We start from the raw sequence: 26,481 nt of genomic DNA, 5'->3' as shown, positions 1-26,481 counted from the left end.
TTTTATACAGTGAACACCTATCTGCTCTTTGTCGACACCGAAACCTCGGGTTTGCCCAAGGACTGGAGCATGCCCTATTCAGCACGCGACAACTGGCCACATATCGTACAGGTCGCCTGGGAAGTCTATACCCGGCAAGGAGAGTTCGTTAAGTCTGAAAACTTCTATATCAAGCCCTCAGACTACGAAATGAATGCCGTTTCTGAACGCATACATGGCATCAGCCTTGAGTTTCTGGAAATAAATGGAACAGGGCGCTATGAAGCCTTACATTTGCTGCAGCAGGACCTGATTCACTATCAGCCATTGGTCGTGGGGCATTTTATGCAGCTCGACTACAAAATGCTGGGCCTGGGCTTTTACAGAGCAGGCTTAGACAACCCGCTGGAGCATCTGCCTACTTTCTGCACAATGCTTGCCACCAACCATTTTGTCCGTGAGGCAAGGCATCGCCATATGCGATTGGGAGAGCTGCACATGCGCCTGTTCGGCGAACCCCTTCAAAATGAACATGATGCACGGAGCGACGCGCATGCTACGGCAAGCAGTTTCTTTGAACTATGGCGCAGAGGTGATATTGACGAACAAACTGTGCAACTTCAGCAGGAACCTCCTCCGCCACAGCCACTCCGCCGCAGGCCGCGCAGTCATCGTCGAAGATTGTTGCATTTTGTCGTATTCCTGCTCCTTGTTTTCATCCTATACCTGATCGCTTTGTTACTGACATGAACCCAAAATACGAATTCCTGAAAACTGTAAAACCTTTTAACCTCTTGCCGGACGAGGTTTTACAGGGCATTGCTGAGCTGCTGGAGGAAGTGCACTACCCAAAAGAGCAAATCCTATACCTGCAGAATGAATCAAAATTGCGTGGCGTCGATCTGATTGTACAGGGGGAGTATGAAGTGTTCTTCTACGACAGTGAACAGAATAAGCGGCTGGCAGCAACTTACGGTGGTGGCTACTGCTACGGTGGAACCTCTATATTGCTTAATCGCCGTCGCTCTTTCCGCACCGTCATCTGCCGGAAAGGCACGCTCGTCTATACCTTGCACCGAAAAGAATTTCTGGCACTGTGCCGGACTTATGAGGCATTCCTTCATTATTTCACTGCGGAGTACGGCCGCCGTATGCTCAACGAGGAATATGCCCACTTTATAAGGTCTTCGCGCATACAGCCCGAAAACAACATCGCCGCCGATCAACTCTACTCCCGCAAAGTAGAAACCATCGAGTATCGGGACATTGTAGCATGCACCGTCAGCACGCCTGTTGCTGAGGCCGCGCAAATAATGGTAAACCAGAAAGTAAGCTGCCTTTTTGTGAAGAACGAACAGGACCAGATCATCGGCTTCATGACAGACCTGACCCTGCGCAACAATGTGGTAGCACGGCAGATCCCCTATACCCAGCCGGTACGCGATGTGATGGACCAGCCCATTGTTTCGATCGGATCGCAAGCCTATATCTATGAAGCCGTCCTGCTGATGTTTCAGACCCGCGCCCGTTATTTACTGATAGCAGACAAAACTGGCTATATTGGCTTTATCAGTCGGAACAAACTGCTGAGCAGCCTGGCGCAGTCACCTTTCATGTTCATACAGTCGGTCAAACTGGCAAGGAGTATACCTGAACTGAAGCAGCGCTGGCAGAAAGTACCCGAACAGGTATACCAACTGCTCAACCGGGGCGTGAAATCTGAGATCGTGAACCAGGTGATCACCACCGTAGCCGACACAATTGCCATCAACGTCATCGAAGGTGTGATCGCAGAAATGGGGCCACCACCTGCCAAATTTGTGTTCATGGTGTTGGGCAGCGAGGGCCGGAAAGAGCAGACCCTGCGCACCGACCAGGACAATGCCATCATTTATGAAGACAAGGCCAACGAGCAGCGCGAGCTAGTGCGTGAATACTTTCTGGCCTTCGCCTCCACCGTTTCGGAGCGACTCGACCACATTGGCTTCAGTTTCTGTGAAGGGGGTTTTATGGCTAAGAACTCAAAATGGACCCACTCCCTCTCCCACTGGAAGCGCAACTACAGCAGTTGGCTGCAAGAGTCTGATCCGGAGGCGGTTCTGAAAGTAGCCACCTTCTTTGATTGCCGCTTCCTGTATGGTGAACAAGGTATAATGGATGAACTGAAAGCGTTTCTAAATCAGGAACTGGAGAGACCCAAGCATACATTCCTGCACCACATGGCACAGAACGCCCTGCAGTACGAGCCGCCGCTTACGTTCTTCAATAATATCAGAACATTCAGCAAAGGCAGTCAGCAGGTGTTCAATCTGAAAAAGACCATGACTCCGATCGTAGACCTGGTAAGGGCTTATGCATTACGCAACCGAATATTCCTGACAAATACCGGTGAACGGCTGGAGGCACTGGCCCAAAAGGGAGTTTTCACCGAGAAAGAGCGACAGGAGCTGCTGCAGGCCTATTATTACCTGATGGGTATGCGCCTCCGGAAGCAGGCCATCCAGATCATCGACGACCGGAAAGAACCCGACAACCTGCTCGACCCTAAATCGCTCACTAAAATTGAGCAGGTCACGCTGAAAGAGATCTTCAAGGTTATTAGTGGTTTTCAAACTAAAATAAAGGTGGGCTTTATGGAATCGCTCCACTAGAAACACACATCAACAGGAAAGAAAACTATGCAATTCAGTCTTCGGTCAGGTATAGCCCTGCTTCTACTGATCTGGTTGGGTACCAGTCTGACAGCCCATGGGCAAGCCACTAACCCCGTGTATGTTGACAAACAAGGTGTGCTGCGCTGGCAGAAAGGCAATGCCGAGGCTAATTTTTTCGGTGTCAATTACACGGTTCCCTTCGCCTATGGCTATCGTTCACACAAAGCTTTAGGTATAGACCCTGAAAAAGCTATTGACCAGGATGTCTACCACATGGCGCGGCTTGGGTTCAATGCCTTTCGGGTACACGTCTGGGATACCGAAATCAGCGACTCGCTGGGTAATTTGCTGGAGAACGAACACTTGCGCCTGTTTGACTACCTGATCTACAAGCTGAAGGAGCGGAACATAAAAGTCCTGATCACGCCTATTGCTTTCTGGGGCCCTGGTTACCCCGAGCCGGATTACAAAACAGGCGGCTTCTCGAGTATTTACAACAAGCAGCAGGCCGTAACGGAAGAGGCCGCTTTCAAAGCGCAGGAACGCTACCTGAAGCAGTTTTTTCAGCATGTTAACCCTTATACCAAGACCTCTTACCAGGACGACCCCGATGTGATCGCAGCGGAGGTGAACAACGAACCGCACCACACCGGTCCGAAAGAGCGGGCTACGGAATACGTCAACCGTATGGTGAAAGCCATTCGTGGCACAGGCTGGACCAAACCGATCTTCTACAACATCAGCGAATCACCGCGTTACGCCGATGCGGTAGCCAAAGCCAACATCGACGGGGTAAGCTTTCAGTGGTACCCGACTGGGTTGGTGGCGAACCGCACCTTGCAGGGCAATTACCTGCCCCATGTGGACAGGTATAGCATCCCATTCGACACCATACCTGCCTTTACTGGCAAAGCCCGCATGGTCTACGAGTTCGACGCAGGAGATATCACCTCTCCAACCATGTACCCGGCGATGGCCCGCAGCTTTAGGGATGCGGGATTTCAGTGGGCCACGCAGTTCGCCTACGACCCCATGGCAACAGCTTATGCCAACACCGAGTACCAGACACACTACGTCAATCTGGCCTATACCCCCGAAAAAGCCATCAGTCTGTTGATTGCCTCGAAAGCTTTCCAGAAACTGCCACGATTGAAAAACTACGGCTCCTACCCTGCTGACAGCGTTTTCGATGCCTTCCGGGTGAGCCACAAGCAACAGCTGAGTGAGATGAATACACCACAGGAGTTTTATCACGCCGGCCCGACAAGCACTACCCCTGTAAGTCCTAACAAGCTGCTACGATTGGCAGGTGTAGGCAATTCCCCTGTTGTGCACTATGGTGGCCGCGGCGCCTACTTCCTGGACAAGCTGGAGAACGGGGTATGGCGGCTCGAAGTGATGTCCGATGCTATACCTGTCAGCGATCCCTTCGCGAAGGCTTCGCCGCAGAAAGAGGTAGTCCGCATACAGTGGCGAGCTCATACCATGCAGGTGCGTCTCCGTGATCTGGGAGAGACCTTTACCGTTGATGCATTAAATGAAGGCAACAGGTATAGCACGAAAGCTTCCCGGGGAAATTTCACCATACAGCCGGGTACCTACCTGCTAACCAGAAGCGGCAAAAGGTATAAACAAAGCCAAAGCAGCCTTCACAACTTGCAGCTTGGGGAGTTTGTTGCTCCACAGCCAAGGTCTGATGCCCCTACCGTATTCCATCAACCAAAGCAGGAAGTAACAGCTAACAAGTCACTATCTATCAACGCTGTATTAGCAGGTATAGCGTCCGGTGACAAGGTGACACTGCTGATGAACAACTTTTCCGGCGTTTGGAAAACAATTGAGATGCAGGAGAAGAATGCGTATACCTGGCAAGCTGAGGTGCCAGCCGATATCCTGACGCCTGGGTTGGTGCAGTACCGTATTTCGGTGCAGAAAGGACAGGATGACTACACCACCTTCCCCGGCGGGCACAAAGGCAATCCCCATGCCTGGGACTTTTACCAGCAGGACTACTGGCAGATACGGGTAGCCGCCGAAAACAGTGCGCTGGAACTGTTCAATGCTGCTCAGGACCGTAACTTAATGGTATATCCGAATCTATGGCGCCCGGAGGAGCGACAACTCATTACAACTGAAACACCGGGTCAAATGGCGATCAGACTGAGTCGACCGAACTTAAAAGAAGGTGAACCTCTTATTGCCTGGCAGCACTTCGTCGGCGATAAGTTGCAGAACAGGCAAGCTGAGCTAGGGGGTTTCAAGCGTATCGTAGTGAAGGCACGGACAGAAAAAAGTGCACCCTTGCAAATGAAAGTTACCTTGATCACCAAAGACGCAGCGGCCTATTCCACCACAGTAAAGCTCAATCAGCAACAGCAGAATATTGAGATACCACTGGAATCACTCCAGCCGGATAGTTTTATCCTGCTGCCAAGGCCATACCCTGGTTTCCATCCTTTCCGCTTTAAATCCGCCTCTGCTGGAAAATTTGATCTTAGCCAGGTCGAGAAAATAGAGGTTTCCATTGGGGTAGGTATAGCGCCTGAAGCATTTGAACAGCCTTATACCTTCGAGGTAGCCTCGGTTTGGCTTAGCCGTTAAGCGGATGAGAGACCGCTATTCTGCCAACTCTTTCCTATATTTGCCCTGAACAGACGATTTTTTAGGCTTACATGAATCTGATAGAAGAATTAAGATGGAGAGGCATGCTCCACGATTTCATGCCTGGTACAGAAGAACAGCTTGCTTCTGGCATGACAACGGGCTACATCGGTTTTGACCCGACGGCGTCCTCCCTGCACATCGGCAACCTGGCCACCATTATGCTGCTGGTGCATCTGCAGCGTGCGGGCCACAAGCCAATCGCGCTGGTAGGCGGTGCCACCGGCATGATTGGCGACCCATCGGGCAAATCAGCGGAGCGCAATCTGTTGGACGAAGCGACCTTGCAGGCCAACCAGGCAGGTATACGCAAGCAGCTTGAGAAATTCCTGGACTTCAATTGCGGCGACAACGCTGCCGAGATCGTGAACAACTACGATTGGTTTAAAGAGTTCAGCTTCCTGGGCTTCCTGCGTGAAGTAGGCAAGCACCTTACCGTGAACTACATGATGGCCAAGGACTCGGTGAAGAAGCGTATCAGCGCAGACGAAGAAGGCAACCGTGCTGAAGGTCTTTCCTTTACTGAATTCTCTTACCAGCTTATACAAGGCTACGATTTTTACCATCTGTACAAGAACAAGAACGTGCGTCTGCAAATGGGCGCCTCTGACCAGTGGGGAAATATCACCACAGGTACTGAGTTGATCCGCCGTATCGACGATGGCAAAGCTTTCGCACTGGTAGGTAAATTGGTGACCAAATCGGATGGTACTAAATTTGGCAAGTCCGAGGGTGGTAACGTATGGCTCGACCCGGCTTATACCTCACCTTACAAGTTTTACCAGTTCTGGCTCAACCTGTCGGATGAAGAGGCTGAGAAGCTGATCAAGGTATATACGCTACTGCCACAGGACGAAATTGAACGCCTGACGGAAGAGCACAAACAGGCTCCTCACCTGCGTGTACTGCAAAAAGCCCTGGCTAAAGATGTTACAATTCGCGTTCATTCCGAAGAAGACTACAATTCAGCAGTAGATGCATCTGAAATTTTATTTGGAAAAGGCGATTTAGAGACGCTAAAAGGCCTAAAAGAGGATGTTTTGCTATCTGTTTTCGAAGGCGTACCGCAAATAGAAGTAAGCCGTGGAAACTACGAAGGAGCAGCTACGGTAAGCGATTTACTTTCTGACGTGACGGGAGGCCAGATTTTCGAATCGAAGGGCGAAGCCAAGCGCATGATCAAGAATGGAGGCGTCAGTATCAACCGTCAGAAAATTCAGGGCACGGAAGAGCCAGTAAACTACGAGCTGCTACAGGAGAAATACCTGGTCATTCAGAAAGGAAAGAAAAACTATTTCCTAGTGTCAGTTAACTAACTAATTAACAGTTACTTATAAACAAAAAAGGTGATCTTTTCAGATCACCTTTTTTGTTGCTATTGCTTAAACAGTTACTTATTTCTTCTCAGTAGTGCTGTTTTTCATGTCCTGAACTTCCTTACGGATGTCCTGAGCCATGTTTTTCAGGTCCTGCATGCCTTTACGTACGCGAGTACCGGCAGCTGCATTGTTCTTGTCGTAGAATTTTTCGAAGTCAGCTTCCAACGACATTACAAGGTCCTTGAGTTTGCCAAAGTTGTTGTTCATTTGAGGTGTTTATTATAGTGAAACATTTGTTTTTACTGCTCCAATATACACATTAAATGATAACATGCAAAGATTAGCAAACTTTAATATATGCCTTTAAATCAACTTAAGCGGACACAGAGGCCTTTGAGTATAGACCTTTATCTAGTTTTTGTGCAATCTTTTCAAATGCATCGATCGTCTCCTTCACATCATCGAGCGTGTGCACGGCAGTTGGGATAAGACGCAGCATGATCACATCCTTCGGCACTACCGGATACACCACGATAGAACAGAAGATGTTGTAGTTCTCACGAAGATCCAGTGTCAGCTGGGTAGCATCAGGAATCTGACCGTTCAGGAATACTGGCGTTACTGGCGACTCAGTTGTACCGATATTGAAGCCTTTTCCGCGAAGACCAGTCTGCAGTGCATTTACCACCTCCCACAATTTGTCCTTCAGCTCTGGCTGCGTGCGCAGCAATTCCAAACGCTTGATAGCACCAACTGTCAACGGCATAGGAAGCGACTTGGCAAAGATCTGGGAGCGCATGTTGTAGCGCAGGTACTCTACCACCTGCTCATCAGCAGCCACGAAGGCACCGATGCTGGCCATAGACTTGGCAAAAGTAGAGAAGTATACGTCGATACCGTCCTGCACACCCAGATGCTCACCTGTACCGGCACCGGTCTTACCCATGGTACCAAAACCATGTGCGTCGTCAACCAGTAGTCTAAACTGGAATTTTTTCTTCAGGTCAACCACTTCTTTCAGTTTGCCCAGGTTACCAGACATACCAAATACGCCTTCAGTGATCACTAGAATGGCCCCGCCTGTATTTTCAGCCCAGCGTGTAGCACGCTCCAATTGCTTTTCAAGGCTTGCCATGTCGTTGTGAGCGTAAACAAAGCGCTTGCCTTGGTGCAGACGTACACCGTCAATGATACAAGCGTGCGATTCTGCGTCGTAAACGATCACATCATGGCGATCCACCAGCGCATCAATGATCGACACAACACCTTGGTAACCGAAGTTCAACAACAGGGCGTCAGGCTTCTGCACAAATTCAGCCAGGTCAGACTCCAGCTTTTCGTGCATGTTTGAGTTACCGGACATAATACGGGCACCCATCGGGTAGGCCATACCCCACTCAGCAGCGGCTTCAGCGTCAGCTTTACGCACTTCCGGGTGATTAGCCAGACCCAGGTAGTTGTTAAGGCTCCAGGTAAGTACCTCCTTGCCCCTGAACTTCATGCGCGGAGCGATCTCCCCCTCAAGCTTTGGAAACGTGAAATAGCCATGCGCATAATGTGAGTGGCTGCCTAACGGACCTCTGTTGGTCAACAACTTTTCAAATAAATCCACCTTGTGTTTAATTAAGTTTCGGGATAATTTAAGGTTCTTATATAGCTAGTTATACTATATATTCAGTTCTAAGTATAATGCCTGCAAATTTATGATTTTATAGATTCATAAACAATTTCTAATACTCCTACCGCTCCTTTTTCGGGTGCTCATTTTTAAGTTTGCCTGTTATACTGTTTCTTTGAAGAAAATAAAGCTTAGCTCCTGCATGAGAAAAATCAAGAAGATACTGGTAGCAAACCGTGGTGAAATAGCGCTGCGTGTGATGCGTTCCGCCAAAGAAATGGGTATCAGCACAGTAGCCATCTACAGCGAGGCCGACCGCAACGCCCTGCATGTACGCTACGCTGACGAAGCTGTTTGCGTAGGTGGACCCAAGTCAAATGAATCATACCTGCGGGGTGATGTCATCATTGATGTATGCAAGCGCCTGCAGGTTGATGCGATCCATCCAGGCTATGGCTTTCTTTCTGAGAACGCAAATTTTGCACGTAAAGTGCAGGAGGCAGGTCTGATCTTTATCGGTCCCTCACCTGAAGCCATTGAGCTGATGGGAAGTAAGCTGGCCGCCAAAGCCGCTGTTGCCAAATACAAAATCCCGATGGTACCGGGCACTGAAGAGGCTATTTCGGATGTGGAAGAAGCCAAGGAAATTGCTTCAAATGTAGGTTTCCCGATCCTGATCAAGGCCAGTGCCGGTGGTGGCGGTAAAGGTATGCGTGTAGTGGAAAGCGTGGATGTTTTTGAAGAGCAAATGAAACTAGCTGTGAGCGAAGCAACATCTGCTTTTGGCGACGGCTCTGTCTTCATCGAAAAATACATTGGCTCTCCCCGTCACATCGAAATACAGGTACTAGGCGATACGCACGGCAACATCGTCCATCTTTTTGAGAGAGAGTGTTCTATTCAACGTCGTCACCAGAAAGTGATCGAAGAAGCTCCTTCTGCTGTCCTCACGCCCGAACTTCGCGATGAAATGGGCCGATGCGCCGTGGATGTGGCCAAAGCCTGCGACTACGTGGGTGCCGGTACAGTAGAGTTCCTGGTAGATGAGAACCTGAACTTCTACTTCCTGGAAATGAACACCCGTCTGCAGGTAGAGCATCCGGTAACAGAGCAGATCACGGGTCTGGACCTGGTTAAAGAGCAGATATTAATTGCAGAGGGCAATCCGCTCAGCTTTCGCCAGGAAGACCTGACCATAAACGGCCATGCACTGGAACTACGGGTATATGCCGAAGATCCTGCCAACAACTTCCTGCCAGATATCGGCCGTTTGGAAACTTACGTTCGTCCACAAGGGCTTGGTGTGCGCGTAGACGATGGCTTCGAGCAAGGCATGGACATTCCGATCTACTATGACCCGATGATCGCAAAACTGGTTACCTTCGGAAAAGACCGCCAGGAAGCCATTGAGAAAATGCTGCGCGCCATTGATGAATACAAGATCACAGGTATAGAGACGACCCTTCCTTTTGGCACATTTGTGCTGCAGCACGAAGCCTTTGTTTCAGGCAATTTCGACACCAAATTCATTGAGCGCTACTTTAGCCCAAGCGTACTGGAGCCAAAACCAACCGAAGACGCAGATGAAATAGCTGCAGTACTGGCCGCTATGCTGCTAGGAAACAACAAGCCTAAAGCAAGTGCGTCGAGCACCGGCACCCAAAATGGCACGGTTTCTAACTGGCGCAAAAACAGAGTAAAATAAGGTATAGCTTATTCTAAAATAACAGAAGGGGCCGGTCATATGACCGGCCCCTTCTGCTTGTATACTTATTATGGGAATTAAATCAGATCAAACAGGTTGCGCACCCCTACCTGCTTGGCAGATGTAAAGCCCTCACCAAAGGTTACCCCAATTGCATGCCCATACTCACGAGCCCTGGCTTCGATAAAATCCAGGAACTCCGGTGACGAGATGTAGGTATTCGGAGAGTTATCATCAGGATTATAGAACTGCGTTCTGAAGGCTCGGATGGTTTCAATTTTCTTTTCCCAATGAGGCGTCACATCCATCACAAAGTCAGGCTTGATGTAGCGGTCCTGAATGAAGTTGTACATTGCCTTCGGTCTCCAGGCCTGCTGCTCTAAACCATCATCACCTAAAGTCTTGATCATCTTCAGACCAGCCAGGAAGCAAGCTTCAGCTACTACGGCCGCTCCGCGACCATGGTCCGGGTGCCTGTCGTGCAGCGCATTCATCAGTACGATATCAGGTTGGTACTGGCGCACCTTGCGCACAATCTGCAACTGGTGCTCCTTGTCGTTGGCGAAAAATCCATCTGCAAAGCCAAGGTTGTCACGAACAGAGAGGCCCATGATCCTGGCGGCTTCCTCTGCTTCGGCCACCCGCTCAGCAGGTGTGCCCCTCGTACCGAGTTCACCACGTGTCAGGTCCACCACCCCAGCCTTTTTGCCAGCGGCGATATGGGCTATCAGTGTACCCGCACACCCAAGCTCTACATCATCCGGGTGTGAGGCAAAGGCAAGTATATCTAATTTCATTTTCAATTTTTTCTTATTTGATTCGAAGCGAACGCCCGACCTTCAGGGTGGTACGCGTACTGATGCCGTTCAGTTTGGTTATCTGGCTCACAGACACACCGTAGCGCTTTGCTATACCTGACAGGGTATCGCCGCTTCGCACTTTGTGATAAGAAGCTTTGCGGGAGCCGCTGCTGCTACTGCCCTTTGCCCTGTTATAATAGTTGAACAAGGCAGAGGTGATAACGAAGCTCTGTCCTTTGAGGAGATAGTCAGGGAAGTCATACATCAGCTCCGGATCAAGTGGATTGCCCTGGTAGCGCACTTCATAGTGCAGGTGGGGACCGGAGCTTCGACCGGTGCTACCACCTAAACCAATCACTTCACCGGCTTTTACAAACTGTCCCGTCTCTGCGATGGTTTTACTCATGTGCCCGTAGAGGGTCTCCAGGCCGTTGTAATGGCGCAGCACAATGTAGTTACCATAACCTCCGCCATCCCACTTGTTGATGCGTACCACCCCGTCAAAGGCGGCATAAATGGAGTCGCCGGTGTTCAGGTCAATATCAGTACCGTAATGCCAGCGATACCCCCTATGTCCGAAACGGCTTGTGACAGGTGTCTTTTCCAAAGGCATTTTATAATCACGGTTGGATCTCGGGTCGTATAAGGTGATATCCACTGTATCTTTGAGCTGACGCCCATCCATCCGGTACGGGTTGATGTTACGGGTATCCCAGATGGCATAGTAACCTGCTATCTTGATCCAGGCAGAGTCGATCAGCACCTCCTCCGATACTTCCACGATATGCTGCTCCCCTAAGTCAAGCTCTGAAGTATCTTCACTAACAATCGAAAGCTCTCGCTTCGGGTTAAAGAAGATCGATTTGCCTGCATCCGATTCATCTTCCGGAAACTCCTCGTACTTAATCAGAATAGTGGTGTCAGGCCGAACATAATCTATCTTAGGCGATTTTACCTTAAATAGATCCTTGACCTTACCCTGAGCAAAGGCACTGTCCGTCCCGGCTATAAGACAGAGCAAAAAGAGTGCAATCGTAAGGGGTGCTTTATACTTTAGCATTATATTGGATATTTGGCGGGGCCGCGTTCATAAGCTCAAACTCGCAAAACTAACTGCAGCAACGCCATTTTATTGTGGTCAGTCCTTACCAAACTAGAAAGAATATGCTTGGCAGGCTTGATATGTAGGTGATTTTTAGTGCAAATCCTGAGCAGCCAGATACCGTTCGGCGTCCAGCGCAGCCATACAACCTGAACCGGCAGCTGTCACAGCCTGGCGGTAGGTAAAGTCCTGCACATCACCGCAGGCAAACACCCCGTCAATATTGGTTTTGCTTGTTCCCGGAATGGTACGGATATAACCGTTCTCGTCCAGGTTCAGGTAATCTGCAAAGATATCGGAGTTAGGCTTGTGCCCGATCGCCACGAAAAAGCCCTTAACAGGAATTTCGCGCAGCTCGTCGGTGAGTACATTTCGTACACGGACTGCATCTACTACCTCTTCGCCCAAGATCTCATCAGTCACAGAGTTCCAGAGAATTTCAATGTTCTTGGTTTTCTTAACACGCTCCTGCATGATGGTGGACGCACGCATTTCGTCACGTCGCACGATCATGTATACCTTGTTGCAGATGTTGGAAAGGTAGGTTGCCTCCTCAGCCGCCGTGTCGCCGGCGCCTACAATGGCCACGTCCTGTCCACGGTAAAAGAATCCATCGCAAACGGCACAGGCACTCACGCCATTACCGTTCAGGCGGGCTTCTGACTCCATGCCCAACCACTTGGCAGATGCACCAGTTGAGATGATCACGGTATGTGCCTCAATTACTTTCTGATCGTCAATGGTCACTTTGTGCGGCTGAGACGAAAAATCTACGGCAGTTGCAATGCCATACCTTACATCTGTACCGAAACGCTCCGCCTGACGCTTAAAGTCCTCCATCATCTGAGGACCGTTAATGCCATCTGGGTAGCCAGGGTAGTTTTCTACATCATTGGTAATGGTAAGCTGACCACCAGGCTGCAATCCCTGATACAAAACAGGGTTCAATCCGGCACGGGAAGCATATATAGCTGCTGTATACCCAGCGGGACCTGAACCGATGATCAGGCATTTTACTTTTTCTATTTCCATGTTCATGTAGTGCTTTATCGAAATTGGTTGCAAGTATACAAAAATTCTCATGCTCTGCCTGCATACTTCCTATGTTAATTAGCCTGAACACGGCAGACAGCGTGCCGGCATAGCCTCAAATGCAAAGAGCCCTGACCTTACGGACAGGGCTCTTTGTCATGTTACTATTGCTTAACCCAGGTAAGGCTTCAGTGCCTTGCTTCTGGATGTATGACGCAGTCTGCGGATGGCTTTCTCCTTGATCTGGCGTACCCGCTCACGGGTCAGGTTGAACTTCTCCCCGATCTCCTCGAGTGTCAGTGAATGCTCACCGTTCAGGCCGAAGTAAAGCGTAATCACGTCGGCCTCACGCTTGGTAAGGGTCGAGAGTGCGCGCTGCACTTCTTTGCGAAGCGAATCGTTCATCAAACCAGTGTCAGGTGATTCTTCGTCTTCATTCTCCAGCACGTCCAGCAGGCGGTTTTCCTCGCCCTGCACGAACGGAGCATCTACAGAGACGTGGCGTCCAGAGATCTTAAGCGTATCTACAACCTCAGCGGTTGTCAACTCCAGTACCTCCGCGATCTCTTCCGGAGAAGGCTCACGCTCAAATTTCTGCTCCAGTTCAGAGAATGACTTAGAGATCTTGTTAAGAGAACCAACACGGTTCAGCGGCAGACGCACAATACGAGACTGCTCGGCCAAAGCCTGCAGAATAGACTGACGGATCCACCAAACTGCATATGAGATGAATTTGAAACCTCTTGTTTCGTCGAAGCGCTTGGCAGCTTTGATCAGACCAAGGTTACCTTCGTTGATAAGGTCGCCCAGTGAAAGGCCCTGATTCTGATACTGCTTGGCAACCGACACAACGAAACGCAGGTTGGCTTTCGTTAATTTCTCAAGTGCAAACTGATCTCCCTCTTTGATCCTCTGAGCAAGCGATACCTCCTCATCTGGTGTAAGCAAATCAACTTTACCAATCTCCTGAAGGTACTTGTCCAGCGACTGGCTTTCGCGGTTGGTGATCTGTTTGCTTATCTTGAGTTGTCTCATCAGAGTATGTTGTTATTACAAAAAATGTGAAAATCTTAATTCCGGGCTCGGAGTGGTAACATCAGAAAATCGCGCAAAGTTCTTACATTTTAAGAATAAAATCAAGAAGCTAGTACGCGACAGCAAAACATAATACTCCTGACACCACTCCGCCTTATACGGAACGGGCATCAGGAGTATTAAAAAGTTTGATTATTGTTGCGCTTCAGCGCCCGGCTTTGGTAAAATAGCCTTACGGGAAAGCTTAAATTTACCTGTTTTCTTATCAACGTCGATGAGTTTCACTTTCACTTCTTCGCCGATCTCCAACACACCATCCATCGTTTCGAGGCGTTCGTGCTTGATCTCTGAAATGTGCAGCAAACCATCTTTGCCTGCCATGAACTCTACGAAAGCACCGTAAGGCTGAATCGATTTCACTTTACCAATGTATACCTCTCCTATCTCAGGCTGCGCCACGATCGCTTTGACCTTGCTCACGGCACTGTTCATAGAATCCTGGTTGCTGGCGAAAATGTTCACATGACCTTTCTCGTTCTTCTCCTCGATGATGATCGTAGCACCAGTGTCTTTCTGGATTTGCTGGATCACTTTACCACCTGGTCCGATTACAGCACCAATGAACTCCTTGTCGATCACCATGTTGAATGAACGTGGCGTATGTGGCTTGTAGTCTGCAGCCGGGGCTGAGATTGTCTTGTTCATCTCACCGAGAATGTGCAGACGACCGTCTTTTGCCTGGGCCAAAGCCTGGCTCAACACTTCGTGTGACAAGCCCTGTACTTTAATGTCCATCTGGCAAGCCGTGATACCTTTGCTGGTACCAGCTACTTTAAAGTCCATGTCACCCAGGTGGTCTTCATCACCCAGGATATCAGAAAGAACGGCAAAGTTGCCTGTCTTCTCATCTGTGATCAGACCCATCGCAATACCTGACACGGCATCCTTTACAGGAACACCTGCATCCATGAGTGCCAGTGAGCCGGCACATACGGTAGCCATAGAAGAAGAACCGTTCGACTCCAGAATATCGGAAACGATACGGATTGTATATGGGTTCTCAGCGTCAGCTGGAAGTACTTTCTTAAGTGCACGCAGTGCCAGGTTACCGTGACCAATCTCACGACGTCCAGGACCTCTGTTTGGCTTCACCTCGCCAGTAGAGAAGGCAGGGAAGTTATAATGCAGCAGGAATTTGTTTGAACCAGACACCATCGCACTGTCGATCATCTGCTCGTCCAGTTTGGTACCAAGTGTCACTGTTGTCAGCGACTGTGTTTCACCACGGGTAAATACAGCAGAACCGTGGGTAGCTGGCAGGTAATTTACTTCTGACCAGATTGGACGAATCTCGTTGAGCTGACGACCATCCAGACGCACGCGGTCGTTCAGGATCATGTTGCGAACCGCTTCTTTCTCTACATCGTGGTAGTAAGTCTTGATCAGACCAAGGTCAAACTCGTGCTCCTCACCCAGCGATTCGATAAATTCATTCAATACAGAAGCAAATCCATCTTTACGCTCAGATTTGTTTGCACGGCCACGCTTTGCAACTTCGTAAGCTTTCTCGTAAGTGGCATCGTATACCTTCTGGCGCAACTCATCGTTGTGCGTTTCGTGTGAGTACTCACGCTTCTGCAGCTTGCCTACCATTTCGGCCAGCTCCAGCTGTGCCTGGCACTGCACTTTAATCGCTTCGTGTGCAAAGGCAATTGCTTCGAGCATCTCTTCTTCAGACACTTCGTTCATTTCACCTTCCACCATGGCTACGCTGTCCATAGAAGCACCAACGATCATGTCGATGTCGGCGCGCTGCAGGTCAGAAGCCAGCGGGTTGATCACCAGCTGACCGTCGATACGGGCAACACGAACTTCAGATATAGGACCGTTGAAAGGGATATCAGAAACTGCCAGTGCGGCAGAGGCAGCTAATGCAGCCAGTGCGTCAGGCAGGATCTCCGTGTCTGCAGAGATCATGTGTATAGTCATTTGGGTTTCGGCATGGTAGTCACCCGGGAACATAGGGCGCAGGATACGGTCTACCAGGCGCGAAATAAGGATTTCGTAGTCAGAGAGACGAGCCTCTCTTTTCAGGAAACCTCCAGGGATCTTACCGGAAGAAGCAAACTTCTCCTGATAGTCTACTGAAAGGGGCAAGAAATCAACTCCCTCGCGGGCTTCTTTGTTAGAAACAACGGCTGCCAATAGCATGGTGTTACCCATTTTTACTACTACAGATCCGTCAGCCTGCTTGGCTAATTTACCAGTTTCGATTATGATCTCCCGGCCATCCGGAAGAATGATTGTTTTAGTGATCGCGTTTTGTGACATCTTCAATTATTGTTTTTAGCATCAAATAGAACAGGGCTACCGTTTGCAGCCGCTGCTAGGGTACTGGCAAAGAGGAAGGGGGAAATACAAAAGGGGGCAGAAAAAATTAGGGAATCCCTGTAAGAAATTCCCTAATTTTCTATAAGCTTATTTACGGATACCAAGCTCGGCGATGATCGCTCTGTATCTTTCAATGTCATTTTTCTGCAGGTAGTTCAGAAGTCTTCTTCTCTTACCTACCAGCTTAAGAAGTCCAAGGCGAGTGCCGAAGTCTTTTCTATGAACTTTCAGGTGCTCTGTCAGATCAGCAATGCGCGTGGTGAACAGCGCGATCTGGCCTTCTGCAGAACCAGTGTCAGTCTTAGACTTGGTCAGGCTGTACTTCTCAAAAATTTCTTGTTTCGCTTCAGTAGTTAATTTCATTGCGTATAAAAAATATCAATCTGTTATATTCAGTGGATAGTTTCCCGTATAAGCCGCAAAGTTAAATAAAATATCTATATTAAAAAACTATTTGCGGCGAGTTATTTTAACAGAGGGCTATATTTTGCTGCGTTTTAGCCGGGTCATGAGTTTGCGCCAGAAGTCTATTTCCAGCAGGCTGGAGTCATTCTGAGCCTGGTACAGGAAAAACATGCCGATTGGCAGCAGGATAGCGTTTGCTCCCCACATCCCCGCCTCTACAGAGACAAGCCCTTCTCTGGCCCATTTCTCCCCAAGTATGCCCAGCACATACATCACAATAAAAAACATGATCGAGATGATCACGGGTACTCCCAGACCACCTTTCTTAATGATAGCACCCAATGGGGCTCCGATCAGGAACATGATCAGGATGGCAAATGACTGGGTATACTTGCGCCAAATCTCAATCTCGTAGTTGTTGGCATCACGACTGAGTGTTGTCACCCGCTCTTTGTAGCTACCTGTAAAGCTTTTCACGTTACGGGCTTTATTTGCTGCTGCCAACATCACATCAGCCGTAATCGGTGACAGATCCTTCCGCTCGTGTACCGAGTCAGGCAGCACCTTGGTCACCGGCAGTCCGTTTTTCACCTGTCCTGTATCTGCCTTGAAGTACATGTAGAACGGGTCCACATTTGGAGCGTACATCTGCCGCTCCCGCACCCCCGACCGTCGCAGGGAGTCCGTTACCGCTGTCAGTTGCCCAATGTTCTTCATCATCTTGTTGTCAGAGAAGAGTTCTTCACGGGTACGCCCCAACTCAAAAGAAGCAAGGCTAAAGATGATTTTAGTGGCATCAAACTTCTCCCGCACGAACTGCTCAGACGAATTTCGGAATCCACCGTTGTTCTGGTCCACATAGGTATTCCCCCTGAAAAGCTCCAGAATCAGGTAATTTTCATCGTGCTCGGTATACATCTGCCCCGAGTCAGCCAGTATAACCGTGGTATTGTTGCCACCCTTCGAGTGATCATAGATCATGATGTCACGCAATGAGCGGCCATCATTTAACTTCTCGTTAATCTTAATGCTGTAGCCGGGCAGTCCATTGTAAAAGGCACCCTCCTTAAAGTTCATGGCAGGCTTTTTCTGCCTGATGTCCCACAAAAGACTGTAGGCCTTCAGGTTGGCCTTCGGAACCACATAGTTGTTAAAGAAGAAGGCTCCAATGGACAGCGAAATCACAAAAAAGGCAACCGGACGCAGAATACGTGGCAGCGCTATACCTGACGTTTTAATAGCTGTGAGCTCGTGGTGCTCTCCTAGCGTACCAAATGTCATCAGTGCCGAAAGCAGCACCGCCAATGGCAGTGCAACAGGCGCCATGTTGATGCTGAAGTAAAACAGCAGCTCTGCAAAAACGTCGTAACCAAGGTCTTTGCCCACTAACTCATCGAGGTATTTGAGCATATACTGCGTAAGCAGGATAAACTCCACGATGGCAAACGTGAGCAAGAATGGTCCGGCAAATGATTTAAGTATTAGCTTATCTAGTTTCTTCATGTGGGCCAATTGGCATGCGGGCATCAAAAATCCCGGTTTTTTTCTTTAACACCGGACTTTCAAAAATCGTGCAAAGATAAGCCTTTGAAGCTAAGATGTGCTACCCTCCCACTATTTCACGAAGTTTCTGCAGCAAGTGCTCCCATAGCTCTTCCAGCTCTTCTTCATCATTTTCCTCCGAGTAGTCCACTACCTTCAGATACTGCTCCTGCGTCAGTTCACTTGTTTCGATTGAAAAGTCGATATAAGATGGATCCGAAGCGTGTGATTTGTCGTCGTTGAGAAACAAGAAGCGCACAGAGCGATTCGTACGATGGTTTGTCATCTCAGCATAGTGATTGCGACCATCCCAGAAAAAGTTAAACACCTTGTCTTCGTTTACCGAAACATCGTCAGAAAACCACTGGGCCAGGCCACTTGGAGTGCTCAGGTACGGGTATAGCAAGCGGGCAGATGCATTTATTGGGTACTCATGCACAAATTTCGTCTTTGTAGCTTTCATTGTCTGGTATTGTAAGTGACTGAGTAAGTATAGTATTAATTTCTGATTTGCTAAATATACAGAAAATAAAATATTTTTTTGTGCATCAATTGTTGCTTTTTTAAAAACTTACCTCTTATATTTGCACCACAATTCGGCGGGGTAGCTCAGATGGTTAGAGCGCAGGATTCATAACCCTGAGGTCGGCAGTTCGATTCTGCTCCCCGCTACAAAGCTCCAGACTATGTCTGGGGCTTTTTTTATGCCTTCTTGCCTGCACACCTCATCCCTCCTGCATTTTGCATAATCTGGCAATTGTGTTGACCTCTCAGAAGAGATTTCTTTTTCTTTTGGCACTAGCTCCTGTTTTTACTATCTTAAAATTTATGGGCTCCTGCAGTCGACCTGCCAGAAGCCTTTTGTGACTCTTTTTTAACCTAATCCCTTAAAACAACCGATCATGAAAATGAAAAAGATTTTGTCAGGTGTTCTCGTTCTCTTCGCCCTTGGGTACGCTCAATCCGCATCAGCACAGCAGGCAGATGAAGTAACCCAGCAGGAACAGCTTCAGCAGGACAGATTCTCTGAAGAGGAACTCAAAAAGTTTTTACAGGCAAACGCAAAGGTGACGGCTATCCAGAAGGAAGGGCAGCAGAACATGCTCAACATTATAGAAGAAGCGGGCATGGATGTAGAGCAGTTTAACAAATTTGCGCAGGCACAGCGTGAGCAGAAGCTGGCAGAGACAGGTGCAAGCCCGGAGCAACTGGCTGCTTTTGACAAAGCCGCAAAACAGATAATTGAGATTCAGCCTACTGTAAAAGAAAATGTAAAAAAGGCTCTTGAAGAAGAAGGCATTACAGAAGACAAATACAGAGAGATCGTGACAGCCTACCAGCAGGACGAAGCCGTGAAGGCAAAAGTGCACGAACTAATGGCGAAATAGAGCTGACACCAGCAAACGAAAGGCCCTTACCAGATTTTGGCAAGGGCCTTTTTTATAACTTATCTATCTTTCTCAAACGACTTCAGCAGGATACGCGGCTGGATATTGACCATCACCCACCCCCAATCGGCATAGGCAGCAGCACTGCCTGGCTTTATCGCTTCCATGGAGCTGCCCGGAAACAATGTACTATACCCAATAAAAAACTGAATTTGATCAGAGTGCTTGTAATGGACCACAGCATCCAGCTCTGAACCTAAATAACGATCGCTGGTGCCGGGAAGTGTTTCTGTAGCACCAAGGTTTTTGGCCAGTGCAAAATAGTGGTAGTCCAATGAAAGGCTGTACTTACCCTTTGGTGTATAGCTGGTTTTAAAGTAGCTGTTATGCAATCCGCCCTGTCGTGTGTCTGCCGGAACATTGATAAAGTAATCCATGAAGCCATAGAACTTATGGTTGGTAGCATACAGCGTGTTGAAGGAACGCACTTTGCTGTCATGCCCTGTCATACCGGACAGATAAGTTGTGCCAATTGTGAAGCGCAAAGGCTGGAAGGAATAGGATGCTTCTGCCACCGCCAGGTAGGCTGAGATCCGCTTGCCACTGCTATGCTCGCCTGACTGTCTGTACAGGGCACCGTTGAACTGCGCACGTTCCTGCTGGTAGTTCAGGTCCAGGCCGTAGGTATGCCGGAAGTAAACACCGCCTACAGTATCAGGTCGCTGAAAGCCGTCGCTAATATGCATGACTGATACCGATAGTTGGTCATTCAGCTGTTTCTGTGCCCACAGGAAGCCGAGTACTTTGTAGTTGTTCATACTGTAATGGGTATCAAATAGCGCTTCTCTCTCCTGGTTAAAAACACCGCCTGCATCAAGGCTTATCCCCTGCCACCTTGCTTTGAGCAGCACCCCATCATGACTTCGAGCCTGCTGTACCCAATCCACATTGCCAAGCAGGCGATCGTTGTTGTAAACGAATTCCTGCCGGCCTAGCCTGACTGCGAACTTATCTGACAATGCAAATTCTCCCCAGGCCTCGTGCATGGCCATGGAAGGCACGTCTTTCAGGTGTAGCTCATCGCCCCATACCCTGACGTCCTGTAAACTAAATTTCATCTGCACCTTGTCTTGCTTGTAATCAAGTGTGAGCCGGGAGCGCTGGTTTACAAAAAAGGCACCATTCTGACCATCAGGCAAGCTTTGGTAGCCATTGCGCCACTCAGCTCTTGGCCTCACCTGTGGTGTCAGGTATAGCTGGGCCCAGGCTGTTTCCAGGGGCAGCCATATAAAAGCCGCTAACAGCAGCAGTTTTCGGGTAAAACTTTTTTCCATGTCCGCATCGTTTTGGAAGGTGGTGTAAACGGGCCAACGTACGCCAGGCTATTATAAATTACCTGATCATTTGTGTTTGACCGCAACAATGCGAAGTAGCGCAACTTCCTACCCATGCGCGATGACAGCAGTCATACACAAAGATGACTTTGGTTAGTTTGCAGACAGGTATAAACGCAAAGAGGGCCTGACTTGCGCCAGGCCCTCTTTTGTAATATATCTAAAGTAAATTACTTTACTTTGTCAACGATGCTCTTGAAAGCTTCCGGATGGTTCATCGCCAGGTCAGCAAGTACTTTGCGGTTCAGGTCGATGTTCGCCTTTTTCAAAGCGCCCATTAGCTGAGAGTAAGACATGCCATGCTCACGTGCACCTGCGTTGATACGCTGGATCCAAAGGGCGCGGAAATCTCTCTTTTTCGCTTTTCTGTCGCGGTAAGCATAAAGCAAACCTTTTTCAATTGCGTTTTTCGCAACTGTCCAGACATTCTTGCGACGGCCAAAGTAACCTTTGGCCATTTTCATCATTTTTTTTCTTCTGTGTCGCGCTGCGACAACGTTTACCGATCTAGGCATTTCTAAAAAGTTTTGGCGGCTGGTGATTAAATTTTAATCTTCAAAAGACCAGATACCGGGTTCGTACTAAATAATTAACCGTTCTAACTCCGGGGAATTAGATTTGAAGCATCAGCTTCACTCTGTCCATGTCAGCTGAGCTTACAAGGCCAGTGTGTGTCAAGTTACGCTTCTGCTTAGTCGTCTTCTTGGTCAGGATGTGGCTTTTATAAGCGTGCTTACGCTTAATCTTGCCAGTACCTGTCAAAGAAAAACGCTTCTTTGCACCAGATTTTGTTTTAACTTTTGGCATGTGTATATAATTAATGTAACAAATTACTTTTTAGCAGGAGGTGCCACTTTCGGAGAAAGAATCAAAAACATTCTCTTTCCTTCCAGTTTAGGCAGCTGCTCCACCTTGGCAATGTCCTCAAGCGCCTGTGCGAACTTCAGCAACAGGATCTCGCCTCTTTCCTTAAACACAATCGTACGACCGACGAAGTGTACATAAGACTTGATCTTGAAACCGCTTTCAAGGAAGGACTTGGCGTGCTTCAGCTTGAACTCAAAGTCGTGGTCATCTGTGTTGGGACCGAAACGGATCTCCTTGATGACAACTTTCTGAGCCTTCGCTTTCATCTCACGGGTTTTCTTCTTCTGCTCGTACTTGAATTTCGAGTAGTCGATGATTCGGCATACCGGTGGATTAGCAGTTGGCGAAATCTCAACCAGGTCAAGATTCTGCTCATTCGCTATTTTCTGAGCATCTCTGGTCGAGAATACCCCCTGCTCTACATTGTCACCAACTAACCGGACCTCTCTGGCAGTTATTTTATCATTGACTTTGTATGGCTCTTCCACTTTTCCGCGTGGGATGTAGCGCTTGTTTGGCGTAGCTATAGTTTTACCTCCTTAAATTTAGTTTCTACAATCAGGGTGCGAATATCGCACTTTTTATATCAAGAAAAAAATATCTTTCTTTAATTGTTCAGCATCTCAGCAACTTTTGACTGAAAGCTAGATATGAACTCCTCCACTGTCATTGTGCCAAGATCACCTTCTCCGTGCCTGCGAACAGAGACTGCTCCGTTTTCCTGCTCTTTCTCACCAACGATCAGCATATAAGGCACTTTGCTCACTTCTGCGTCACGGATCTTACGCCCGATCTTCTCGTCGCGGTTGTCTACGAAGCCACGGATATCTTCCTGCTGCAGTCGGTCATATACCTGCTGTGCGAAGTCCTGGTACTTTTCAGATATAGGCAGGATGGCAAACTGCTCCGGGCTCAGCCACAGCGGGAAGTTACCACCGCAGTGCTCGATCAGAACGGCCACGAAACGCTCCAATGAACCGAAAGGCGCACGGTGGATCATAACAGGGCGATGTTTCTGGTTATCAGCACCAATGTATTCCAATTGGAAGCGTTCCGGTAACTGATAATCTACCTGAATAGTTCCAAGCTGCCACTTGCGGCCCAAGGCGTCGCGTACCATAAAGTCGAGCTTTGGTCCGTAAAACGCAGCCTCTCCCAGTTCGGTTACAGTGCGCAACCCTTTCTCCTCAGCAGCCTCTATGATCGCGCTCTCTGCCTTTTCCCAAGCCTCGTCACCACCTATATACTTCTGTTTGTTCTCGGGATCACGCAATGATATCTGAGCAGTATAGTCTTCAAAACCAAGGGCATTGAACACGTATAACACCAGGTCAATTACTTTTTTGAACTCATCCTTCACTTGGTCCGGACGGCAGAAGATGTGCGCATCGTCCTGTGTAAAGCCACGAACACGGGTTAGGCCGTGCAGCTCGCCGCTTTGCTCGTAACGGTATACCGTACCGAACTCTGCCAGACGTACCGGCAACTCCTTATAAGAGCGCGGACGTGTCTTGTAGATCTCACAGTGGTGCGGACAGTTCATTGGCTTCAGGAAGAACTCCTCCCCTTCATTCGGGGTCTTGATCGGCTGGAACGAGTCGGCTCCATACTTCTCGTAGTGACCGGAAGTAATGTACAGCTCTTTGCTACCAATATGCGGGGTAACAACCGGCTGGTAACCGGCTTTCACCTGTGCCTTACGCATGAACTGCTCGAGGCGCTCACGCAGCAGAGTACCTTTCGGCAACCACAGCGGCAAGCCCATACCTACTTTTTCAGAGAAAGCGAACAGCTCCAGCTCCTTACCCAATTTACGGTGATCACGCTTCTTGGCTTCCTCCAGGCGCTCCAGGTACTCTGTCAGCTCTTTCTGCTTCGGAAAAGTGACACCATAGATACGAGTCAGCTGCTTGCTTTTCTCATCGCCTCTCCAATAAGCACCGGCTACGTTCATCAGCTTAGCCGCTTTGATGAAACCAGTGTTCGGAATATGCGGTCCGCGGCAAAGGTCTACGAACTTGCCTTGGGTGTAAAAAGTGATCGAACCATCTTCCAGGTCCTTGATCAAATCGAGCTTGTACTGGTCACCTTTTTCAGTGAAATACTTAATGGCGTCGGCTTTTGATACTTCTTCACGCTTGTATTCATTTTTGGCGCGTGCCAGTTCCAGCATTTTCTGCTCTACTTTGGCGAAGTCATCCTGCGAGAAGGTTCTGCCCTCGCCCAGGTCCACGTCATAGTAAAAGCCGTTCTCAACAGGAGGACCTATACCGAATTTTATACCTGGGTATAGCTCTTCCAGTGCTTCGGCCAACAAGTGGGCGGAAGAGTGCCAGAACGTATTTTTGCCCAGATCGTCGTTCCAGGTGAGCAGCTGCACGTTGGCATCTTCTTCAATGGGGCGAGACAGATCCCAAACGGAATCGTTCACCTTTACGGCCAAAACATTGCGGGCAAGGCCCTCGCTAATGCTGCTGGCGATCTCGAGGCCAGTTACACCTTTCTGATACTGGCGTACAGAGCCGTCTGGCAAAGTGATGTTGATCATGTTTTCTTCTTAGTATCGTGTTAAAAGCCCCGCTGCCTGACAGCCATACTGTCGAGCTGGGGTCTGGGTCTTTCCAATCTGTATCTTAACCTGGCAACGCTCTGCTGCGCATACGTATGTTTCGGCTCAATCGCCAGCATGCGTTCGTAAGTTCGCAGTGCTGCCAGGTTCTCTCCTATCCGTTCCAGGCTACTTGCCCGCACAGACAGGTACTTGAGCACATTGCTATACCTTGGAGCACTCTCCAGGTGTTGCAAGGCCAGCTCGTAGGCTCCTATGCCATGCTGCAGTAGCGCCACCTGAAAATGGGCTGCCTGCATCGTGTCTGCTAAAGACAGCACTTTTTCAAAACTAGCCAGGGCGCTGTCCTTTCGTGCCGACTGCAGCTGTAGCATTCCTTTGTAATACCACAGTTGTGGATCCTCCGGTGACTGGCGCAAACCCTGTTGCGTATGCGTTTTGGCCTGTGCCAGGTCCTGCTGCGCCAGGTATAGCCCTGCCAGTGATCGGTGCGTCTCCGCAAAGTCTGGCTTCAGCTCCAAGGCCTGCTGGTAATGCCTGATGGCAACAGCTGTATCACCGGTCACTTCCAGCACTCTACCCTTGAAGTAGATTGCATGCGGATCGTCAGGTGACAACTCAAGCGCCTGTCGCGCGAAATGAGAAGCCTTTGTATACGCCCCTCTGTCAAGGTATAGCTCTGTTAAGAGCACGTAAAGTGATGAACTTTCATACGAGTTACGCTCTGCCTGTAGCGCCAGTGGCAGGGCTTCTTCGTGACGCCCCATCAGGTATAGCACCTGCGCTTTCACGAAAAAGTTAGCAGGCTCCTTCGACAGCTTAATGGCCTCGTTTACATCACTTAAGGCTCTATCCAGTTCCCCCTGCCGCAGCAGCACCATGGCTCTGCGTGCGTACAAACTGCCATCGCGCTTTGACCGGTCGATCGCTTCGCTGAGGCTTACCAGCTGTTTGGCCGGGTCCTCCACAGCCACAGCCTCCAGGTCTACCATCTGCTCCCGGGTACCTTCTTCTTTGCCGCAACCGGAAAGAGTCAACATCCCCAACACTACCCAACTTAAGACCCAACGAGACATCATGTGCTGTCTTTTCTTACTAGCTTGAATGGCGCTAAATTATAGATAATTTGCTTAAATACCGACAATTCGCCTGCCTTATAGTTTTCAAGCAACGCAAAGGGCCTGCCACCATCCGGAAGCAGGCCCTTTGCGTTGCAATGCTATCATGTTACTTCTGATACTCCTGCAGCATAATTTTACAGCGCCTGCTCAACTCCAGCTCCTCCTTCGTTTGCAAGTCAAGGTTCTGGGCCATGGCACGCTGCAGCGTATAGACACAGGCTTCTTTATTTTTCATCTCCTGATAAATGTTGGCCAAATCAAAGTAATAGCGCAGGTTATTCGGGTTGTGCAGAATGGCCATCTCCATAGCGTATATAGCATCCTTGTTGGTAGCAGGCTTATCTGCCATACCCCCCAGCATCACTTTGTAAGCTGTGATCTCGGCAAAATTGAGGTTCGCCATTTTGAAATACCAGCGTCCCAGCAAGTGCCAGGCATCTGCATGTCTGAAATCTGCCGCCAGAGCTCCATCCAGGTAGGGTTTTAACTGGCTGAAAGTAGCCAGTCGCTGTTTCGGTCCTGAGATTGTTGCCAATGAGGCCAACGAAAGTGCCATGGCATAATTTGATCGGGCATCCATGGAGTCCACCTGATAGGCGCGCTGGGCATAAGACTTTGCAGTGCTGAAGTGATTCAGTTTGCGGCTGTCATCTGTAAAACGGTGACCCATCAAATTGTGTAGCAGGCTGGCCTGGCACAGGGCTTCATAATTTAACTCATCAGCAGCTAATATCTGCTCATATACCGCCAGTGCCTCTGTTTCCTTGTACTGCTCCTTCAGTTCATAGGCCTTTTTTAAAAGCACATCATGCCCGGAATCTCCCAGTACCTCCAGAGGAGTTATCAGGAAACCGAGCATGATGAATAAAATGGATATAACTTTGAAAAGTATTCGCATA

General features: G+C 49.0%; 23 protein-coding genes and 1 tRNA gene. 7 read left to right on the top strand and 17 right to left on the bottom strand.

The genetic code is table 11. The features are described 5' to 3' along the window. Positions 1-9 precede the first annotated feature (9 nt). The 4 genes from BW972_RS08125 (at position 10) to tyrS (ending at position 6,610) form a co-directional block, all read left to right on the top strand. Positions 10-729, top strand: coding sequence for a 3'-5' exonuclease (locus tag BW972_RS08125; RefSeq protein WP_083674110.1), 720 nt, complete (start codon positions 10-12; stop codon positions 727-729). Further along, positions 726-2,630, top strand: coding sequence for a DUF294 nucleotidyltransferase-like domain-containing protein (locus BW972_RS08120; RefSeq protein WP_076421733.1), 1,905 nt, complete (start codon positions 726-728; stop codon positions 2,628-2,630). The genes BW972_RS08125 and BW972_RS08120 overlap by 4 nt, the downstream gene beginning before the upstream one ends. A 27-nt stretch (positions 2,631-2,657) precedes the next feature. After that, positions 2,658-5,234 carry a cellulase family glycosylhydrolase gene (locus BW972_RS08115; RefSeq protein WP_076421732.1) on the top strand — a complete coding sequence of 859 codons (2,577 nt, stop codon included), beginning with the start codon at positions 2,658-2,660 and terminating at the stop codon, positions 5,232-5,234. A 71-nt stretch (positions 5,235-5,305) separates the two neighbouring features. After that, positions 5,306-6,610, top strand: coding sequence for a tyrosine--tRNA ligase (tyrS, locus tag BW972_RS08110; protein WP_076421731.1), 1,305 nt, complete (start codon positions 5,306-5,308; stop codon positions 6,608-6,610). A gap of 78 nt (positions 6,611-6,688) precedes the next feature. Here the strand turns inward: tyrS and BW972_RS08105 are convergent, their stop codons facing one another. Further along, complete coding sequence (locus BW972_RS08105; RefSeq protein ID WP_007656445.1) at positions 6,689-6,880, bottom strand: histone H1; 192 nt, start codon at positions 6,878-6,880, stop codon at positions 6,689-6,691. A gap of 106 nt (positions 6,881-6,986) precedes the next feature. Beyond that, positions 6,987-8,225, bottom strand: a complete 1,239-nt coding sequence (locus BW972_RS08100) for an aminotransferase class I/II-fold pyridoxal phosphate-dependent enzyme (RefSeq protein ID WP_007656444.1) — start codon at positions 8,223-8,225, stop codon at positions 6,987-6,989. A gap of 208 nt (positions 8,226-8,433) precedes the next feature. Here BW972_RS08100 and accC point away from each other — a divergent pair, with 208 nt between their 5' ends. Further along, positions 8,434-9,936 (top strand): acetyl-CoA carboxylase biotin carboxylase subunit, encoded by a 1,503-nt coding sequence (accC, locus tag BW972_RS08095; RefSeq protein ID WP_076421730.1) that lies wholly within the window; start codon positions 8,434-8,436, stop codon positions 9,934-9,936. A 77-nt stretch (positions 9,937-10,013) separates the two neighbouring features. Here accC and bshB1 read toward each other — a convergent pair whose 3' ends face one another. The 8 genes from bshB1 to BW972_RS08055 form a co-directional block, all read right to left on the bottom strand. Further along, positions 10,014-10,733, bottom strand: coding sequence for a bacillithiol biosynthesis deacetylase BshB1 (bshB1, locus tag BW972_RS08090; RefSeq protein WP_007656442.1), 720 nt, complete (start codon positions 10,731-10,733; stop codon positions 10,014-10,016). A gap of 13 nt (positions 10,734-10,746) precedes the next feature. Continuing rightward, positions 10,747-11,796 carry a M23 family metallopeptidase gene (locus BW972_RS08085; protein ID WP_076421729.1) on the bottom strand — a complete coding sequence of 350 codons (1,050 nt, stop codon included), beginning with the start codon at positions 11,794-11,796 and terminating at the stop codon, positions 10,747-10,749. A 135-nt stretch (positions 11,797-11,931) separates the two neighbouring features. Beyond that, a complete protein-coding gene (trxB, locus tag BW972_RS08080; protein WP_076421728.1) occupies positions 11,932-12,876 on the bottom strand; it encodes a thioredoxin-disulfide reductase in 945 nt (314 codons plus the stop codon). Positions 12,877-13,041: 165 nt separating this feature from the next. Continuing rightward, entirely contained in the window at positions 13,042-13,905 is an 864-nt protein-coding gene (locus BW972_RS08075) for a sigma-70 family RNA polymerase sigma factor (protein WP_007656436.1), read from the bottom strand. A 192-nt stretch (positions 13,906-14,097) separates the two neighbouring features. Continuing rightward, complete coding sequence (locus BW972_RS08070) at positions 14,098-16,236, bottom strand: polyribonucleotide nucleotidyltransferase (RefSeq protein WP_076421727.1); 2,139 nt, start codon at positions 16,234-16,236, stop codon at positions 14,098-14,100. Positions 16,237-16,383: 147 nt separating this feature from the next. Continuing rightward, positions 16,384-16,659 carry a 30S ribosomal protein S15 gene (gene rpsO / locus BW972_RS08065; protein ID WP_007656434.1) on the bottom strand — a complete coding sequence of 92 codons (276 nt, stop codon included), beginning with the start codon at positions 16,657-16,659 and terminating at the stop codon, positions 16,384-16,386. 117 nt (positions 16,660-16,776) lie between these two features. Next, positions 16,777-18,204, bottom strand: coding sequence for an LptF/LptG family permease (locus BW972_RS08060; RefSeq protein WP_040574172.1), 1,428 nt, complete (start codon positions 18,202-18,204; stop codon positions 16,777-16,779). A gap of 100 nt (positions 18,205-18,304) precedes the next feature. Further along, positions 18,305-18,706 carry an START-like domain-containing protein gene (locus BW972_RS08055; RefSeq protein WP_007656432.1) on the bottom strand — a complete coding sequence of 134 codons (402 nt, stop codon included), beginning with the start codon at positions 18,704-18,706 and terminating at the stop codon, positions 18,305-18,307. Positions 18,707-18,841: 135 nt separating this feature from the next. Between BW972_RS08055 and BW972_RS08050 the strand changes: the two genes are divergently transcribed. Then, positions 18,842-18,915 (top strand) — tRNA-Met (locus tag BW972_RS08050). A 230-nt stretch (positions 18,916-19,145) separates the two neighbouring features. Beyond that, positions 19,146-19,631: a DUF4168 domain-containing protein gene (locus BW972_RS08045; protein ID WP_076421726.1), complete on the top strand. Its 486-nt coding sequence runs from the start codon at positions 19,146-19,148 to the stop codon at positions 19,629-19,631. Positions 19,632-19,690: 59 nt separating this feature from the next. On the opposite strand, the gene BW972_RS08040 is transcribed toward BW972_RS08045, so the two are convergent. The 7 genes from BW972_RS08040 to BW972_RS08010 all read right to left on the bottom strand — a co-directional run bounded on the left by BW972_RS08040 (position 19,691) and on the right by BW972_RS08010 (position 26,480). Beyond that, positions 19,691-20,965: an alginate export family protein gene (locus tag BW972_RS08040; protein ID WP_076421725.1), complete on the bottom strand. Its 1,275-nt coding sequence runs from the start codon at positions 20,963-20,965 to the stop codon at positions 19,691-19,693. A 230-nt stretch (positions 20,966-21,195) separates the two neighbouring features. Then, positions 21,196-21,540: a 50S ribosomal protein L20 gene (gene rplT / locus BW972_RS08035; RefSeq protein ID WP_007656428.1), complete on the bottom strand. Its 345-nt coding sequence runs from the start codon at positions 21,538-21,540 to the stop codon at positions 21,196-21,198. A 97-nt stretch (positions 21,541-21,637) separates the two neighbouring features. After that, positions 21,638-21,832, bottom strand: a complete 195-nt coding sequence (gene rpmI / locus BW972_RS08030) for a 50S ribosomal protein L35 (protein ID WP_007656420.1) — start codon at positions 21,830-21,832, stop codon at positions 21,638-21,640. Positions 21,833-21,855: 23 nt separating this feature from the next. Then, entirely contained in the window at positions 21,856-22,380 is a 525-nt protein-coding gene (gene infC / locus BW972_RS08025) for a translation initiation factor IF-3 (RefSeq protein WP_007656418.1), read from the bottom strand. 119 nt (positions 22,381-22,499) lie between these two features. Further along, the gene (gene thrS / locus BW972_RS08020) at positions 22,500-24,440 is read right to left on the bottom strand and encodes a threonine--tRNA ligase (protein ID WP_076421724.1); all 1,941 of its coding nucleotides are present in this window, start codon (positions 24,438-24,440) and stop codon (positions 22,500-22,502) included. 20 nt (positions 24,441-24,460) lie between these two features. Continuing rightward, a complete protein-coding gene (locus BW972_RS08015; protein ID WP_083674109.1) occupies positions 24,461-25,540 on the bottom strand; it encodes a tetratricopeptide repeat protein in 1,080 nt (359 codons plus the stop codon). A 148-nt stretch (positions 25,541-25,688) separates the two neighbouring features. Continuing rightward, the gene (locus tag BW972_RS08010) at positions 25,689-26,480 is read right to left on the bottom strand and encodes a tetratricopeptide repeat protein (RefSeq protein ID WP_076421722.1); all 792 of its coding nucleotides are present in this window, start codon (positions 26,478-26,480) and stop codon (positions 25,689-25,691) included. Position 26,481: the final 1 nt, after the last annotated feature.

Origin of the sequence: Pontibacter lucknowensis, from assembly GCF_900156415.1 — a bacterium.
Classification (GTDB): domain Bacteria; phylum Bacteroidota; class Bacteroidia; order Cytophagales; family Hymenobacteraceae; genus Pontibacter; species Pontibacter lucknowensis.
The sequence above is the reverse complement of the archived record's forward strand: the minus strand, read 5'-3'. Positions and strand labels throughout refer to the sequence as shown.

Coding starts and splice junctions, on each gene's coding strand:
- BW972_RS08105 (WP_007656445.1), bottom strand. CDS start 6,880: ATGAACAACAACTTTGGCAAACTCAAGGACCTTGTAATGTCGTTGGAA.
- BW972_RS08045 (WP_076421726.1), top strand. CDS start 19,146: ATGAAAATGAAAAAGATTTTGTCAGGTGTTCTCGTTCTCTTCGCCCTT.
- BW972_RS08060 (WP_040574172.1), bottom strand. CDS start 18,204: ATGAAGAAACTAGATAAGCTAATACTTAAATCATTTGCCGGACCATTC.
- BW972_RS08085 (WP_076421729.1), bottom strand. CDS start 11,796: ATGCTAAAGTATAAAGCACCCCTTACGATTGCACTCTTTTTGCTCTGT.
- BW972_RS08075 (WP_007656436.1), bottom strand. CDS start 13,905: ATGAGACAACTCAAGATAAGCAAACAGATCACCAACCGCGAAAGCCAG.
- thrS (WP_076421724.1), bottom strand. CDS start 24,440: ATGATCAACATCACTTTGCCAGACGGCTCTGTACGCCAGTATCAGAAA.
- BW972_RS08015 (WP_083674109.1), bottom strand. CDS start 25,540: ATGATGTCTCGTTGGGTCTTAAGTTGGGTAGTGTTGGGGATGTTGACT.
- rplT (WP_007656428.1), bottom strand. CDS start 21,540: ATGCCTAGATCGGTAAACGTTGTCGCAGCGCGACACAGAAGAAAAAAA.
- BW972_RS08055 (WP_007656432.1), bottom strand. CDS start 18,706: ATGAAAGCTACAAAGACGAAATTTGTGCATGAGTACCCAATAAATGCA.
- BW972_RS08070 (WP_076421727.1), bottom strand. CDS start 16,236: ATGTCACAAAACGCGATCACTAAAACAATCATTCTTCCGGATGGCCGG.
- BW972_RS08010 (WP_076421722.1), bottom strand. CDS start 26,480: ATGCGAATACTTTTCAAAGTTATATCCATTTTATTCATCATGCTCGGT.
- BW972_RS08120 (WP_076421733.1), top strand. CDS start 726: ATGAACCCAAAATACGAATTCCTGAAAACTGTAAAACCTTTTAACCTC.
- bshB1 (WP_007656442.1), bottom strand. CDS start 10,733: ATGAAATTAGATATACTTGCCTTTGCCTCACACCCGGATGATGTAGAG.
- tyrS (WP_076421731.1), top strand. CDS start 5,306: ATGAATCTGATAGAAGAATTAAGATGGAGAGGCATGCTCCACGATTTC.
- rpmI (WP_007656420.1), bottom strand. CDS start 21,832: ATGCCAAAAGTTAAAACAAAATCTGGTGCAAAGAAGCGTTTTTCTTTG.
- rpsO (WP_007656434.1), bottom strand. CDS start 16,659: ATGAAATTAACTACTGAAGCGAAACAAGAAATTTTTGAGAAGTACAGC.
- BW972_RS08040 (WP_076421725.1), bottom strand. CDS start 20,965: ATGGAAAAAAGTTTTACCCGAAAACTGCTGCTGTTAGCGGCTTTTATA.
- trxB (WP_076421728.1), bottom strand. CDS start 12,876: ATGAACATGGAAATAGAAAAAGTAAAATGCCTGATCATCGGTTCAGGT.
- accC (WP_076421730.1), top strand. CDS start 8,434: ATGAGAAAAATCAAGAAGATACTGGTAGCAAACCGTGGTGAAATAGCG.
- BW972_RS08115 (WP_076421732.1), top strand. CDS start 2,658: ATGCAATTCAGTCTTCGGTCAGGTATAGCCCTGCTTCTACTGATCTGG.